The following is a 15300-nucleotide window of genomic DNA, read 5'->3' as shown; positions in this document are numbered from 1 at the left end:
CCGGCACCGGCACCGGCCGCACGGCAGGCGCGTCCGAGCACCCCTGCTAATCGCCCCGCCAGATGTTGTCGAAGGCCGCGTCCTCGATGGTCTTCCGCTGCCGCACGGCTCCCAGCTCCATCACCGCGTCGTTCACCGCGGCGAGCACCGTCACCACCGCCTCGCCGGCCGCGTCCACCGAGTCCTCGGCCGGCTCGTCGCCGATCCCCACGGCCGCCGCGAGGGCGGCGAGGACCGGCTCGCCCGAGGCCCAGCGGTCGGCCGCCCGGCTGCGCGCGGGCGAGTCCACCAGTGCCGTACGGCCGCTCCGGAAAGGCGTCCAGCGGTGGCGTCGCCGGGCCACCTCCCCCTCGCTCTCCAGCGCCGCCAGATAGGCCGAGGACAGGCCGCGGCCCCGGCGCCACAGCCAGTCGCCGACCGCCTCGTACGGCGCCTGCCGCTCGAGCGACGACGCGGCCTGCTCCAGCAGCGGGTCGGCGAGCGCGGGCTGGAGGCCCGGCACGATGCGGTCACCCTCCAGGACCAGGGCCTCCGCCTCGATGAGGTCGATCATCTCGGCTCCGGCGAGCGCGAGCGACAGGTCACCCCGCTCCACGGGTCGGTTGGGCACCGTGTCCATGGCGATGATCAACAGGTCCCGCGGTGTGGTCATGAGTGGCTCCCCGGAGCAAGGGGTTCTCGCACCTTCTCGTGCCTTCTCGTTCCCTCTCGTACGTGTTCGCACGTGTTCGTACGACCTCGTACCCGGCCGACTGTAGCGCGGCCGGGCCGGGGGTGGTCCGACCCGCGGGCGGCGGTTTCCGCCGCCCGCGGGCCTGCGTCCGGGGCATCACCTCTTCGGCTTCGCCCCAGACGGTTGACAGCACTTGAGGGCGCACTGACCATGTGAGAGCTTGGGAGCGCTCCCATACGCTCCCCTGTGCCCACGCTCCCGTCCCCCTCACCCCCTCTGGTCGTTCAGGCCGCCTGGGAGGAGACATGCGCATGACTCCGAGAGCCGCGCTGGTGGCCGCGGTGTTACTGGTGGCCGGTACCGCCCTCGCCGATCCCGTCCGGGCGAGCGCCTTACCGGACCGGGGCGCGCGGCAGGCCGCCGCCTCCGCCGCGGAGGGCCCCGCACTGAAGGTCGACGCCACCACCGGGCGCCACGCGATCGACCCGCACGTCTACGGGATCAACTTCGCCGAGGAGTCGCTGGCCAAGGAGCTGCGACTGCCGGTCAGGCGGTGGGGCGGAAACGCCACCACCCGCTACAACTACAAGCTCGACGCCTACAACGCGGGCGCCGACTGGTACTTCGAGAACCTGTACTACGACAACGGCACCGCCTCGCTGCCGGACGGCTCGGAAGCCGACAAGTTCGTCGAGCAGGACCGCCGCACCGGCACCGACACCATCCTGACCGTGCCGATGATCGGCTCGACGACGGCGGCACGCAACGCCGCCTGCGGCTTCAGCATCTCCAAGTACGGGCCCCAGAAGGGCAGCGACGCCCAGTGGCGCCCGGACTGCGGCAACGGCGTGAAGAACGACGGCACCAACATCACCGGCAACGACCCGGCCGACACCAGCGTCGCGGCCGGGCCGGAGTTCACCAAGGGCTGGGTGCAGTACCTGAACCGCGCGTACGGCGCCGCCGACAGCGGCGGCGTGCGCTTCTACAACCTCGACAACGAGCCCGACCTGTGGTTCTCCACCCACCGGGATGTCCACCCCGCCGGGGCGGGGTATGACGAGATGCGGGACAGCACGTACGCCACCGCCGCCGCGATCAAGGACGCCGACCCCGGCGCGAAGACCCTCGGCCCGGTCGGCTGGGGCCTGAACTCCCTCATCTACTCCGGCCTCGACCAGAAGACCTGCGGCGAGAAGGGCGGCGACTGCTGGTCCAACCCGCCGGACCGGGCGGCCCACGGGGGGCAGCAGTTCGCCCCCTGGTACCTCCAGCAGATGAAGGCCTACGAGCAGAGCCACGGCCGCCGCGTCCTGGACTACTTCGACAACCACATCTACCCGCAGCAGTCCGGGGTGTCCAGCGGCAATGACGACCCCGCGACCCAGGAGCTGCGGCTGCGTTCCACGCGACAGCTGTGGGACCCCACGTATGTGGACGAGAGCTGGATCAACCAGCCCGTCCAGTTCATTCCGCGCATGCGCTCCCTCGTCGACGAGAACTACCCGGGCACCAAGGTCGCCATCACCGAGTACAACTGGGGCGCCCTGGACCACATCGACGGCGCCCTCGCGCAGGCCGATGTGCTCGGCATCTTCGGCAGGGAAGGGCTCGACCTGGCCACCTTGTGGTCGCCGCCCAAGTCGACCGATCCCGGCGCCTACGCCTTCCGCATGTTCCGCAACTACGACGGCGCCGGCGGCTCCTTCGGCGACACCGCGGTCCGGGCGGCCAGCGCCGACCAGGACAAGCTCTCGGTCTACGCGGCCGAGCGCAGCGGTGACCACGCGCTGACCGTGATGGTCATCAACAAGACCACCGGCGATCTGACCGCCCCGGTGTCCGTGACCGGCCGCACCGGGACGGCCGGCTCGGCGCAGGTCTACCGCTACGGCCAGGACGACGTCACCTCGATCAAGCACCTGGCCGACCAGCCGCTGGCCGACGGCGGCTTCACCGCCACCTTCCCCGCGTACTCCATCACCGAGTACGTGCTGCCCGCGGGCTCCTCCGAGGCGAAGCCGCCCACCGCCCCCGGCACCCCGGCCGCCTCCGCGGTCGGCTCGGACCGGGCGACCCTGACCTGGACGGCGTCCACCGCCGGTTCGTCCCCTGTGGCGAGCTACCAGGTGTACTCCGGCGACCCCGCCGGGAGCGCCCCCGTCGCCACGGTCGACGCCCCCGCGACGAGCGCCACCGTGACCGGGCTGTCCCCGGACACCGCCTACACCTTCCGCGTCGTGGCGAAGGACACCGCCGGCCGCAGTTCCCCGGCCTCGGCGCCGGTGCGGCTGACCACCGCCGCGGCCCCGGCCGTCACCTGCACGGTCGACTACCGGGTGAGCAACGACTGGGGCGGCGGGTTCACGGCCACCGCCACCATCACCAACAAGGGCCCGGCCCTCGACGGCTGGCAGCTGGGCTTCTCCTTCGCCGGCAACCAGAAGGTCACCCAGGGCTGGAACGGCACCTGGAGCCAGAGCGGCGCCCAGGTCACCGTCAAGGACGCCGGCTGGAACGCCGCCCTGGCCACCGGCGGCTCCACGACCGTCGGCTTCAACGGCAGCTACACCGGCACCAACTCGGCGCCGCGCGGCTTCACCCTGAACGGCAAGTCCTGCTCCGTCCCCGGCACCGCGGCCGCCGCGCACATCGCGGCGCCGGTCGGCCACGCGCCCGGCGCCAAGGCCGTGCGAGGTCATGTGACCCGGTGACCCGCGCCGCATGAGCCGTGCCCCGTGGGCCCGTGGACACCCGTCCGCGGGCCCACGGCGGTTCTTCCCCGGCGGGCCGACTCTCTGTCATCGCCCGCGCCCCGCCGCGCCTCCTGCCCGTATCGAACCAGTCGGGGTGCGACGTCCGCGGTGGGAGGTGGCGTACGCCGAGGCCCCCGGCTACGGTCACCACGACACGTTCATCGGTCCAAAGGACATGACCCATGCCGCACATCGAGGTCGGTGGCGCCAGACTGAGGTTCGACGACGAGGGTCGCCGGGACGGTGTGCCGCTGGTGTTCCTTCACGGCTGGACGGCCGACCGGCACCGCTGGGACCACCAGATGGCGCACTTCGCCCCGCACCGGCGCGTGATCCGCCTCGATCTGCGCGGGCACGGCGAGAGCGAGGGGGTGCCGCGCTCCATCGACGAGTTGGCCGACGACGTGCGCGTCCTGCTGGACCGCCTGGACGTGGACCGCTTCGTGCCGGTCGGCCACTCGATGGGCGGCATGATCGCCCAAAAGCTGGCGCTGGGCCATCCGAAGCGGATCGAGCGCATGGTGCTCGTGGGCTCGATCAGCCGGATGACCTACAGCCGCGGCCGTGGTCTGCTGATGGCGGTCTCGACGCTGCTGCCGTTCCGCCTCTTCGTCTCGGCCAACATCCACCGGGCCTTCGGGCCGGGCCACCCCCGCGAGGAGGTGCGGGCGTACGTCCGCGCGTCCGCGGCCACGCCGCGGGAGGTGGTCATGCGGTGCTACGACGCGATGCGGGCCTTCGACGTGCTGGACCGGGTCGGTGAGATCCGGACGCCCACCCTGCTGCTGCACGGCTACCACGACATCCAGCTGCCGGTGTCGCAGATGCTGCGGATGGCCAAGGGCTACCCGGACGCGGTGGTGCGGATCGTCGACGCGGGTCACGAACTGCCGGTGGAGGATCCCGCCGCGGTGACCGCGGCGGTCGAATGGTTCCTCACGGCGGGGGCTCAGCGGGACGGCGTCGCCGGCCCGGTGGGGTGAGCCCCGCCGGGGGCGGGGGCCGGGGCCGGGACGCCGAGGGCCCGCGGCTCGCTCCCGGCGCGGTGGTCGGCGCCCTGCTCCCGGGACAGGCACTCGATCAGATAGTCGCCGTTTTCCGGGTCGATGGTCACCCCGTGGGTCTCGCTGCGGAAGCCGGGGAAGCGCCGGTCGAAGGACTCCAGCGCGGTCAGATAGCGCAGCAGCGGCCCTTGCGCGCCACCGACGCCCTCGCCGGGCATCAGCACCGGGATACCGGGCGGGGTGACGGTGACCATGGCGGCGGCCACCCGCCCGGCCGCCTCGGCCAGCCGGACGCGCTCGGTGCCGCCGCGGATCAGCCGCTGGTAGCACAGTTGCGGCGGGGCGACCGGCTCCGGGAGCTCCTGGAAGGCGGTGTCCAGCAGCCGCACCAGACTCACCTCGCGCAGATGGTCGTGCATCTCCTGGCACAGCTCGCGCAGGGTGCGGCCGGTGTAGCGGGCGGGGTACGCGGTGACCAGTCCGGGCAGCACGCGGTCGAGCGGGGCGTCCTCGTCGTACAGGGACTTGAAGTCCATCAGGGCGTCGAGCAGCGTGCCCCACTTGCCCTTGGTGATGCCCATGGAGAACAGGACCAGTGTGGTGTAGCTGTCCGTCTTCTCGACCACCACGTTGCGGGTGGCCAGGTAGGCGGTGAGGACCCGGGCGGGGATGCCCCACTCGGCCATCCGGCCGGTAGCGTCGATCCCCGGGCAGGTGAGGGTCACCTTCAGCGGGTCGAGCATGCAGTAGCCCTCGCCGAGTCCGGGGAAGCCGTGCCAGTCGGCCCCCGGTTCCAGTTCCCAGCAGGAGGGTTCGGTGCACAGCAGCTCGAGCGGGGCCTCGTCGAAGGACAGCCGCTCGCCGGTGGCGGGGTCGGTCACCGCCTCCGGCTGCCACACCCCGAAGAACCAGGCAGGGCGGTCCCCGGCGGCCTCGATACGGCGCCCGATGCGCACCATGGCCCGGCGGAAGCGGACCGCCTCGGTCACCGCCTCGTCGATCAGCCAGCGGCCCTGGGGGCCGTCCATCATCGCGGTGGCCACGTCCAGGGAGGCGATCATCGGGTACAGCGGCGAGGTGGTGCCGTGCATCATCAGCACCTCGTTGAACCGGTCGTGTTCCACCGGGGCGCGCGGCGCGGGCCTGATGTGCACCATGGCGCTCTGCGACAGCGCGGCCAGCAGCTTGTGGGTGGACTGGGTGGCGAAGACGGTGGGCCGGTCCGGCCCGGGGAAGGTGTCGGGCCCCACCGACATGCCGTAGCGCCCGGCGTAGAGCGGGTGGAAGCGGGCGTAGGCGAACCACGCCTCGTCGAAGTGGACCCGGGGGGTGCTGGCCGCGAGGGAGCGGGCGGCCTGGACGGCGTCGTAGCACAGGCCGTCGTAGGTGGAGTTGGTGAAGACCGCGTACTGGGCCCGGGGCGAGAGGGCACCGCGCGCGAGCGGGTTTCCCCCGATGCGCGCGGTCACCGTGTCCGCCTGGATCTCGCCCGGGGGCAGCGGCCCGGCCAGCCCGTAGCCGTTGCGGGTGGGGATCAGATACACCGGCCGGGCGCCGGAGACGACCAGGCTGTGGAGCACCGACTTGTGGCAGTTGCGGTCCACGAGGGCGATCTCGTCGCGGGTGACGCAGAAGTGGCCGACCAGCCGGTCGCAGGTGGAGTCGCCGTGGAGGACGAAGTAGCTGAGGTCGGCGCCGAAGACCCGGGCGGCGTTCTTCTCCGCCTCGCCGATCGGTCCCGTGTGCTCGAACAGGGAGCCGAGCTCCTCGACCGAGATGGACAGGTCGCTGCGGAACAGCCGCTCCCCGAAGTAGTCGTGGAAGGCCCGGCCCACCGGCGACTTGAGGAAGGCGACGCCGCCGGAGTGGGCGGGGGTGTGCCAGGAGTACTCGTGGGTGTCGTCGAAGCGGCGCAGCGCCTTGAAGAAGGGCGGCAGCACGGCCTCGCGGTAGGCGCGGGCGGCGCGGGCGATCCGCCCGGCGATGAAGGCCGCGGTGTCCTCGGCCGGCCAGACGTAGCCGACCACGGTCTCGGACACCCACAGCGGCAGGTCTTCGAGGTTCTCGTCGGCCGTGATCAGGAAGACCGGCAGGTTCTGGAAGCGCCGGCCGATGTGGCGCAGCACCGCGGCGCCGCCCGGTTCGCCGTCGGCGCCGTCGCGCGGCCCGAGGTCCCAGTCGACCAGCGCGGCGGCCAGGCCGGCCTCGGTGCCGAGCACGGTCCGGGCGTCGGCGCCGTCGCCCGCCCAGCGCACGGTGAGGCCGCCGGCCTCGATCTCCCCCCGGATCCTGCGCAGTTGCTCGGCTCCGGCGCTGTCGTCCCCGGGGTGCTCCCGTACCGCGAACAAAACGGTGTCGCCCGCCATGTCCCCCTCCTCCATGTGCCGTCCCCGCCGTATCTGGCCGTTCAGTCTCCGGGGGACGGAACCGCCCGGGGCGGGACAGTCGCGGAAGGCCACCCGAAAGAGGGAATTCCCCCTGAAAGGCGGCGCGGGCGGCGGGCCGTCAGGGTGGGGCGGTGGCCTGGTCGGCCGCGAAGGAGACGACCCATGACAGCGCCGCGTTCCAGTTGACGGCGACCTCGTTGGTCGACCAGGACGCGATGTCGTCGAGGTAGCAGAGCTGCGGCGGGGGCCGCCGGGGCGGGTCGGCCGTGCGGTCGATGAGCACCCTGCCGGCCTCGGGGTCCTCCAGCCCGGCGCTGGGGCCGCCGGCGAGCGCGCCGGGGGGTGGCGGCGGAAACGCCGGGTCGGCCTGGTGGCCGTAGAGCCGGCTGTGCTGATTGTGGGAGTGGTGGGCGCCGTATCCGGTCACGTAGGACTGGTTGAGGGCGTTGCGCCCGAGGAGGTAGTCGAGTCCTTCCAGCGCCCCGTCGCGGTAGCGCCGCTCGCCGGTCAGGTCGAAGGCGGTGGCGATGACGACGAGCTTGTCGAGCACCACGGCGTTGGAGCCCTGGATGTACTCGCCTTCCGTGAGCGGCATCCCGTACGCCTGGCCGTGTGCCGTCTCCAGGTAGCGGTCCGCGGCCGCCACCACCGAGGCGCGGGCGGCTTCCCGGTCGGCGTCCGGCAGCCGGCCGGGCACGGTCGCCAGGTCGAGCCGGCCGAGGGCGGCGACCTCCCGCCAGCTGAACCCGGACGGCGGGAAGGCCGCGCGGCCCGCGTGGTGCGGCGAGGCCCGCAGCGCCGTCAGGAACGCGGGCTCGCCGGTGGTGAGGAACAGTTCGGCGGCGGCCCAGTAGAACTCGTCGCTCACGTCGCCGTCGTCGTACGCGCCGCCGCCGGTCGAGTCGGCCGCGTCGGCGAACACCTCGGGGTGGGCCCGCGCGGCGGCCCAGGCGGCGCGGGCCGCGGTCAGGCAGCGCTCGGCGAAGGCCTGGTCGAAGGGGCGGTACAGCCGGGCGCCCTGGGCGGCGGTCGCGGCCAGGTCGAGCGTGGCCGCCGTGGACGGCGGGTGGAGATGACGCGGCCGCGGGTCCTGGTCCGGGGAGAGCGGCAGCCCGGTCCACTGGTCGTCGTGCACCTTGTGGTGTGCCATGCCCGCGAGCGGTTCCCCTGCGGGCACCCGCATGCGCAGCAGGAACTCCAGCTCCCAGCGCGCCTCGTCGAGGATGTCCGGTACGCCGTCGCCGTGTTCGGGGATCCGCAGGTCGCCGTCGCGCGGCGGGCGGGCGCGTCCCTCGGCCGCGGTCCGCGTCCGCTCGAACAGGCTGAGCAGCAGACAGGTGGCGATCGCGCCGCTGACCACGTATTTGCCGTGGTCGCCCGCGTCGTACCAGCCGCCGCGCACATCGAGCCGGTGGCGGCCCGCCCCCGGCAGGCAGGGCACGCTGGTGTCGCCCTGGTTGGGGTGGACGCCGAGGTGTCCGGCCGGCCTGCCGTATCCGGGCGCCGGCGCGTCGGCGATGGGGATGCCGCTGCGCTGGAGGTAGAGGAAGTGCAGGGCGTCGGAGCGCAGCCGGTCGTAGACGGTCGGGGAGATCGCGAAGGGATGGCTGGTCTGTCCGTCGGCGGTCAGCGTGTACCCGGAGCCGACCCGGGTGACCGCGCTGAAGTCGACGGTGTGCACCCGTTGTCCGGAGGAGGCGTCGGTCCCGCGCGGCGTCGTGGTGCCGTACGCCACGGTGCTGCCGTCGCCGGCGCTCACCCGCCAGGGGACCGGTGCGGCGGCGTCGGTGACGACGGTGGCGCGCTTGGGCCCGGAGGGCGGATAGCCGACCTGGTTGACCCGCACCCTCGGGCCCGTGTCCGGCCTCGTGCCGGGATCCCGCGCCATGTCTCCAGCGTGCCAGCGTGCGAGGCGTCCGCCGGGCGTGCACCCCGGGTCGGGCGGGCACCTCCCGTCAGGGTGCGCCCCGTGTGGGGCGGTCGACGCGCGCCGGGCGGGCCGCCCCGCAACCGGTTCGCCGTCAACGGCCCCGGGAAGGCCGGCGGCGACGGCACCCACCGCGAGACCACCACCGACCGCCTGGAGTGCGCGGAGGACGGGACGATCGAGCCGGTGGTGCCGATCCTGGAGTCGGTCGGCCCCGTGCGGGGGCACTGACCGGCGCCGGCCGGTCAGCCCCTCCCCCGTCCGCCCGGGGTCGTGATGCCACGGCCGTGCGGCCGGCCGTGTGCACCCCCCTTGCCCCGAACGGACACCACCGTGCCCGGCCCGCCTTGCGGGATCCTTCGCAAAACCTTGAATCCGCAGACCACAGCGGGTAGGCAAGATCCGGGCACACAGGGGAGGGGCTGACCGTGACGGTCGATTTCGGATTGCTGGGCGCCATCGAGGCACGTATCGACGGACTGCTCGTCGAGGACTTGGGGCACTCGCGCCAGCGGTGCGTGCTGGCGGCGCTGCTGGTGGACGCCAACCGGGTGGTGCCGACGGAGCAGCTGGTCCACCGGGTGTGGGCCGACCGGCCACCGCAGCGCGCCCTGAACACGCTGTACAGCTGCATCTCCCGGCTGCGCCGGGCCCTGGCGCCCGTCGCCGAGGAGGTGCGCATCGCCCGGCAGCCCGGCGGATACCTGCTCGGCGCCGATGCCTCGACGGTGGACCTGCACCGCTTCCGCCACCTGGTGGCCCAGGCCGGCGCCGCGGAGGGCGACGAGCACACCGCCGCGCTCCTGGAGCAGGCCCTCGGGCTGTGGCGCGGGGACGCCTTCGCCTCCGTGGACACCCCCTGGTTCAACGCGCTGCGCGCCACCGTGGACCAGGAGCGGCTCACCGCCGAGCTGCGCCTCGCCGACATCCGGCTGCGCCACGGCCACCACGCCGAGCTGCTGCCCGAGCTGTCCGCCCGGGCGGAGCGGCATCCGCTGGACGAGCGGGTGGTGGGCCAGCTCGTCACCGCCCTGTACCGCAGCGGGCGGGTCGCGGACGCGCTGAACCGGTACGAGGACGTCCGGCGGCGGCTGGCCGACGAGCTGGGCACCGACCCCGGCCCCGCGCTGCGCCGGCTCCACCAGCAGGTCCTCACCGCCGACCCGGACCTCAGCGCCCCCGCGCCCACGCCCCCGCCCGCGGCCGGGTCCACCGCCCGGCCGGCGCCGGTGGCCGCGGTGGTGCCGCGCCAGTTACCCGCGGCACCGCCGTTGTTCACCGGCCGGACGCGCGAGCTGTCCCGCCTGGACGACCTGCTGGCCGGGCCGGGCGGGCCGGGCCGGGCCGTGGTGATCTCCGCGATCGGCGGCACGGGCGGGGTCGGCAAGACCTGGCTCGCCCTGCGCTGGGCCCACGCCCACCTCGACGACTTCCCCGACGGGCAGCTGTATGTGAACCTGCGGGGATTCGACCCCACCGGCGACCCGGTGCCGTCGCAGACGGCGGTGCGCGGCTTCCTCGAAGCCCTCGGCGCCGCCCCGTCGACCGTCCCCACGGACCCGGACGCGCAGGCCGCGCTCTACCGCAGCCTGACCGCCGGCAAGCGCCTGCTGGTGCTCCTGGACAACGCCCGCGACACCGCCCAGGTCGTCCCCCTGCTGCCCGGGAGCGCCGGCTGCGCCGTCATCGTCACCAGCCGCAGCCGGCTCACCGGCCTGACCGCCGCCCACGGCGCCTCGCCCCTGGCCCTCGACGTGCTCGGCGAGGCGGAGGCCCGCCACCTGCTCGCCCGCCACCTCGGTGGCGAGCGCGTGGCCGCCGAGCCCGAGGCGGTGGCCGCCCTGCTCCGGCACTGTGCCGGGCTTCCGCTGGCCATCGGGATCCTGGCCGCCCGCGCCACCATGGACCCGGACGCCCCGCTGGCCGACCTGGCCGAGGAGCTCGACGAGACCCAGATTCGGCTCGACGCCCTGGACACCGGGGACCTCACCGCCGATCTCCGCGCAGTGTTCGCCTCCTCGTACCGCGCGCTCGACGGGGACGCCGCGCGGGCCTTCCGGCTGCTGGGCCTGGCACCCGGCCCCGACATCGGCCTGCCCGCCGTCGCCTGCCTCACCGCCCTCCCCCTGCCGCGGATACGCGCGCTGCTGCGCAGGCTCCAGGCCGCGCACCTGGTCCAGGAGCACACCCCGGGGCGCTACCGGATGCACGACCTCATCCGCCTCTACGCGGCCGAACGGGCGCGGGAGGAGCCGGCCGGCGACGACGAGGACGCGCTGCCGAGGGTCGTCGACTTCTACCTCCACACGGCCCACGCCGCCGCCGCTCTGCTGGACCCGCACCGGGACCCGGTCCCCCTGGACGCCGCCCGCCCCGGGGTGGCGCCCCTGGAGCCGGCCGACCACGGGGCGGCCCTGGACTGGTTCACCGCCGAACACGCCGTGCTGCTCTCCACCCTGGACGTGGCGGTCGGGGCCGGGCTGGACGCCCGGGCCTGGCACCTGGCCTGGGCCCTCGAGACGTTCTTCGACTACCGCGGCCACTGGCAGGACTGGCTGGCCGCCCAGCACCTCGCGATCGCCGCGGCGCGCCGCCTGGGCGACCGGTTCCTGGAGGCGGGGGCACACCGCGGGCTCGGCAACGTCTCCACGCAGATGGGCCGGCTCGACGACGGGGAGGCCCACCTGCGCCGCGCGCTGGAGCTCTACGGCGCCCTGGGCGACCTGGTCAACCAGGCCCACACCCACCGCGGCCTGGGCTGGGTGTGCGACCAGCAGGGGCGCCAGGGCGAGGCGCTGGACCACAACGAGCGGGCGCTGGCCCTGTACCGGCGGAAGGGGCACCGGGCCGGGCAGGCCAAGGCGCTGAACAACGCCGGCTGGCTGCGCATCGTGCTCGGCGACCACCGGCAGGCCCTCGACCACTGCGCCCAGGCGGTGGCCCTCAACCGGGAGATCGGCGACCGGCACGCCGAGGCGGGGGCGTGGGACAGCCTCGGCTATGCCCACCACCACCTCGCCGAGTACACCGAGGCCGTCGGCTGCTATCAGCGGGCGCTCGAGCTGGTGCGCGGGTTCGGCGACCGGTACGGCGAGACGGAGATCCTGGGCCACCTCGGCGACACCCATCTCGCGGACGGCGACCCCGGGGCGGCCCGGCTGGCCTGGCGGCGGGCCGTGACGATCTCCGAGGAGATCGGCCACCCGTCCACCGGCGAGCTGCTCGGCAAACTGGGGAGCCTGGCCCCCGAACGCCCCGCCGACGCCCCGGGCCGGCCCACCGCGGGCTGACCCCGCCCGCCGCAGGGGTGCCCGCGTGGCGCACGCGGCGCACTGTTCGGCGCGCTGTTCGGCGCACCCCACGCGTACCCGGCGGGGCCCGGGTCGGGCCGGGCTTGCATGGTCATGCGTGCTCATGCATACTTCTGCTGTGTCCAAAGTACTCACCTCCCTCCCTGTCGGCGAGCGCGTCGGCATCGCTTTCTCCGGCGGCCTCGACACCTCGGTAGCCGTCGCGTGGATGCGCGACAAGGGCGCGGTGCCGTGCACCTATACCGCCGACATCGGCCAGTACGACGAGCCCGACATCGCCTCGGTCCCCGGGCGCGCCACGACGTACGGCGCGGAGGTCGCCCGGCTGGTCGACTGCCGGGCCGCCCTCGTGGAGGAGGGCCTCGCGGCCCTGGCCTGCGGGGCGTTCCACATCCGGTCCGGTGGCCGCAGCTACTTCAACACCACCCCGCTCGGGCGGGCGGTCACCGGCACCCTGCTGGTGCGCGCCATGCTCGAGGACGACGTCCAGATCTGGGGCGACGGCTCCACCTTCAAGGGCAACGACATCGAGCGGTTCTACCGCTACGGCCTGCTGGCCAACCCCTCGCTGCGGATCTACAAGCCGTGGCTGGACGCCGACTTCGTCAGCGAGCTCGGCGGCCGCAAGGAGATGTCGGAGTGGCTGGTGGCCCACGGGCTGCCCTACCGGGACAGCACGGAGAAGGCCTACTCCACCGACGCGAACATCTGGGGCGCGACCCACGAGGCCAAGGCGCTCGAGCACCTCGACGCCGGTATCGAGATCGTCGAGCCGATCATGGGCGTGCGGTTCTGGGACCCCACCGTCGAGATAGCGGCCGAGGACGTCACGATCGGCTTCGAGCGGGGACGCCCGGTGACGATCAACGGCAAGGAGTTCCCCTCCGCCGTCGATCTGGTGCTGGAGGCCAACGCCATCGGCGGCCGGCACGGCCTGGGCATGTCCGACCAGATCGAGAACCGCGTCATCGAGGCCAAGAGCCGGGGCATCTACGAGGCCCCGGGCATGGCGCTGCTGCACGCGGCGTACGAGCGCCTGGTCAACGCGATCCACAACGAGGACACCGTCGCCGCCTACCACACCGAGGGCCGGCGGCTCGGCCGGCTGATGTACGAGGGCCGCTGGCTGGACCCGCAGGCGCTGATGCTGCGCGAGTCGCTGCAGCGCTGGGTCGGCATGGCGGTCACCGGCGAGGTGACCCTGCGGCTGAGGCGCGGTGAGGACTACTCCATCCTCGACACCACCGGGCCGGCCTTCAGCTACCACCCGGACAAGCTCTCCATGGAGCGGACCGAGGACTCCGCCTTCGGCCCCGTGGACCGGATCGGCCAGCTGACCATGCGCAACCTGGACATCGCCGACTCGCGTGCCAAGCTCGAGCAGTACGCCGGGCTCGGCATGGTCGGCGACGCCCAGCCGGCGCTGATCGGCGCCGCGCAGGCGGCCTCGACCGGGCTGATCGGCGCGATGCCCAAGGGCGCGTCGGAGGCCATCGCCTCCAGCGGCGAGGCCTCGGGCGACGACCAGCTGCTCGACCGCGCCGCGATGGAGTTCGGCGCCGACTGACCCGCCACCCCGGGTCCGCGAAGGCACCACGGCGGCCCCCGCCCGGAGCGAATCCGGGCGGGGGCCGCCGCGTTTCCCGTCCTGGAATACCGGAGAGACGTCAGCGGGGAGACGTCAGAGGAAGCTGACGTTCTGGGCCAGGGACAGCCGGCTGGAGTAGTTGATCGTGTTGGTGGCGGAGCGCATGTACGCGCGCCAGGCGTCGGAGCCGGACTCGCGGCCGCCGCCGGTCTCCTTCTCGCCGCCGAACGCGCCGCCGATCTCGGCGCCGGAGGTGCCGATGTTGACGTTGGCGATACCGCAGTCGGAGCCCTCCGCGGACAGGAAGATCTCGGCCTCCCGCTGGTCACGGGTGAAGATGCTGGAGGACAGGCCCTGCGGGACGTCGTTGTGCAGCGCGATGGCCTCGTCGAGGGTGTCGTAGGTCAGCACGTACAGGATCGGCGCGAACGTCTCCTCCCGGACGACGCCGGTCTGCTCGGGGACGCGCACGATGGCCGGCTCGGCATAGGCGGCCCCCGGTGCCGCGTCGGCCAGCCGGCGGCCGCCGCCGACCAGGACCTCGCCGCCCTGGTCCCGCGCGCGGTCGAGGGCGCCGCGCATCCCGTCGAGGGCCGCCGGGGAGATGAGCGGGCCGACGAGGGTGGACTCGTCGAACGGGTCGCCGATCGGGAGCTTGCGGTAGGCGGCGGTCAGGCGGGCGACGAGGCCGTCGGCGATGTCCCGGTGGACGATGAGGCGGCGCAGGGTCGTACAGCGCTGTCCCGCCGTTCCGGCCGCGGCGAAGACGATGCCCTGGACGGCGAGGTCGAGATCGGCGGACGGGGCGACGATCGCGGCGTTGTTGCCGCCCAGCTCCAGCAGGCTGCGGCCGAACCGGGCGGCGACGCGGGGTCCGACCTCGCGCCCCATGCGGGTCGAGCCGGTGGCGCTGACCAGCGCCACCCGGGGGTCGTCGACCAGCTTCTCGCCGATGGCGCGGTCGCCGAGCAGCAGGCGGTGCACATCACGGGGCGCCCCGACCTCCTCGGCGGCCCGGGCCAGCAGGTGGTCACAGGCCAGGGAGATCAGCGGGGTGAGCTCGGACGGCTTCCACACGACGGTGTCGCCGCAGACCAGGGCGACGGCGGTGTTCCACGACCAGACGGCGGCGGGGAAGTTGAAGGCGGAGATGACGCCCACCACGCCGAGCGGGTGCCAGGTCTCGGCCAGCCGGTGGCCGGGGCGCTCGGAGGCGATGGTGCGGCCGTAGAGCTGGCGGGACAGCCCCACCGCGAAATCGCAGATGTCGATCATTTCCTGGATCTCGCCCAGCGCTTCGGAGCGGATCTTGCCCGCCTCGATGGTGACCAGGTCGGCCAGGTCGCTCTGGTACACGCGCAGCAACTCGCCGAGGCGGCGGACCAGTTCGCCGCGGCGCGGGGCGGGGGTGGCGCGCCAGGTGAGGAAGGCCTCGCGGGTCGCCGCGAGCGCCTCGTCGGCGTCGGCGGCGGTGGCCGCCGTCAGGCCGAGGAGCCGCTCCCCGGTGACGGGGGTGCGTGCGAAGAGGTCGGTGCCCTCCGGGACGGTGACGCCGATGTGCCCCAGGCTGGTGAGCGCGCGGGCGCGCAGGTCGTCGGTGGTGGGCAGGGCGGTCCCGGGCTGGGCGGTCTTTGGCTGGGCGGTGTCGCTCATG

At 73.8% G+C, this 15300-nt stretch carries 9 protein-coding genes; 5 read left to right on the top strand and 4 right to left on the bottom strand.

Annotated elements, in window-relative coordinates:
- Positions 1-46: 46 nt before the first annotated feature.
- Positions 47-652, bottom strand: coding sequence for a GOLPH3/VPS74 family protein (locus tag ABFY07_RS26215; protein WP_346176833.1), 606 nt, complete (start codon positions 650-652; stop codon positions 47-49).
- 332 nt (positions 653-984) lie between these two features.
- On the opposite strand from ABFY07_RS26215, the gene ABFY07_RS26210 reads away from it, so the two are divergent.
- Together ABFY07_RS26210 and ABFY07_RS26205 are read left to right on the top strand one after the other, a co-directional pair.
- A complete protein-coding gene (locus tag ABFY07_RS26210; RefSeq protein ID WP_346176832.1) occupies positions 985-3387 on the top strand; it encodes a glycoside hydrolase family 44 protein in 2403 nt (800 codons plus the stop codon).
- 224 nt (positions 3388-3611) lie between these two features.
- Positions 3612-4412: an alpha/beta fold hydrolase gene (locus ABFY07_RS26205; protein ID WP_346176831.1), complete on the top strand. Its 801-nt coding sequence runs from the start codon at positions 3612-3614 to the stop codon at positions 4410-4412.
- On the opposite strand, the gene ABFY07_RS26200 is transcribed toward ABFY07_RS26205, so the two are convergent.
- Both ABFY07_RS26200 and ABFY07_RS26195 read right to left on the bottom strand, forming a co-directional pair.
- Positions 4379-6799: an Orn/Lys/Arg family decarboxylase gene (locus tag ABFY07_RS26200; RefSeq protein ID WP_346176830.1), complete on the bottom strand. Its 2421-nt coding sequence runs from the start codon at positions 6797-6799 to the stop codon at positions 4379-4381. The two genes, ABFY07_RS26205 and ABFY07_RS26200, sit on opposite strands and share 34 nt — an antisense overlap.
- Positions 6800-6938: 139 nt before the next feature.
- A complete protein-coding gene (locus ABFY07_RS26195; protein WP_346176829.1) occupies positions 6939-8708 on the bottom strand; it encodes a glycoside hydrolase family 9 protein in 1770 nt (589 codons plus the stop codon).
- 81 nt (positions 8709-8789) lie between these two features.
- Here ABFY07_RS26195 and ABFY07_RS26190 point away from each other — a divergent pair, with 81 nt between their 5' ends.
- From ABFY07_RS26190 to argG, 3 genes are all read left to right on the top strand, one after another.
- Complete coding sequence (locus tag ABFY07_RS26190) at positions 8790-8978, top strand: hypothetical protein (RefSeq protein WP_346176854.1); 189 nt, start codon at positions 8790-8792, stop codon at positions 8976-8978.
- 197 nt (positions 8979-9175) lie between these two features.
- Positions 9176-12037, top strand: a complete 2862-nt coding sequence (locus ABFY07_RS26185; protein WP_346176828.1) for an AfsR/SARP family transcriptional regulator — start codon at positions 9176-9178, stop codon at positions 12035-12037.
- 139 nt (positions 12038-12176) lie between these two features.
- A complete protein-coding gene (gene argG / locus ABFY07_RS26180; RefSeq protein WP_346176827.1) occupies positions 12177-13625 on the top strand; it encodes an argininosuccinate synthase in 1449 nt (482 codons plus the stop codon).
- Between the two features lie 114 nt (positions 13626-13739).
- Here the strand turns inward: argG and amaB are convergent, their stop codons facing one another.
- A complete protein-coding gene (gene amaB / locus ABFY07_RS26175) occupies positions 13740-15299 on the bottom strand; it encodes an L-piperidine-6-carboxylate dehydrogenase (RefSeq protein WP_346176826.1) in 1560 nt (519 codons plus the stop codon).
- Position 15300: the final 1 nt, after the last annotated feature.

The organism is Streptomyces sparsogenes subsp. cuspidosporus, from assembly GCF_039532705.1.
Taxonomy (GTDB): Bacteria; Actinomycetota; Actinomycetes; order Streptomycetales; family Streptomycetaceae; genus Streptomyces; species Streptomyces sparsogenes.
The sequence above is the reverse complement of the archived record's forward strand: the minus strand, read 5'-3'. Positions and strand labels throughout refer to the sequence as shown.

Coding starts and splice junctions, on each gene's coding strand:
- ABFY07_RS26200 (WP_346176830.1), bottom strand. CDS start 6,799: ATGGCGGGCGACACCGTTTTGTTCGCGGTACGGGAGCACCCCGGGGAC.
- amaB (WP_346176826.1), bottom strand. CDS start 15,299: ATGAGCGACACCGCCCAGCCAAAGACCGCCCAGCCCGGGACCGCCCTG.
- ABFY07_RS26195 (WP_346176829.1), bottom strand. CDS start 8,708: ATGGCGCGGGATCCCGGCACGAGGCCGGACACGGGCCCGAGGGTGCGG.
- ABFY07_RS26215 (WP_346176833.1), bottom strand. CDS start 652: ATGACCACACCGCGGGACCTGTTGATCATCGCCATGGACACGGTGCCC.
- ABFY07_RS26210 (WP_346176832.1), top strand. CDS start 985: ATGACTCCGAGAGCCGCGCTGGTGGCCGCGGTGTTACTGGTGGCCGGT.
- ABFY07_RS26205 (WP_346176831.1), top strand. CDS start 3,612: ATGCCGCACATCGAGGTCGGTGGCGCCAGACTGAGGTTCGACGACGAG.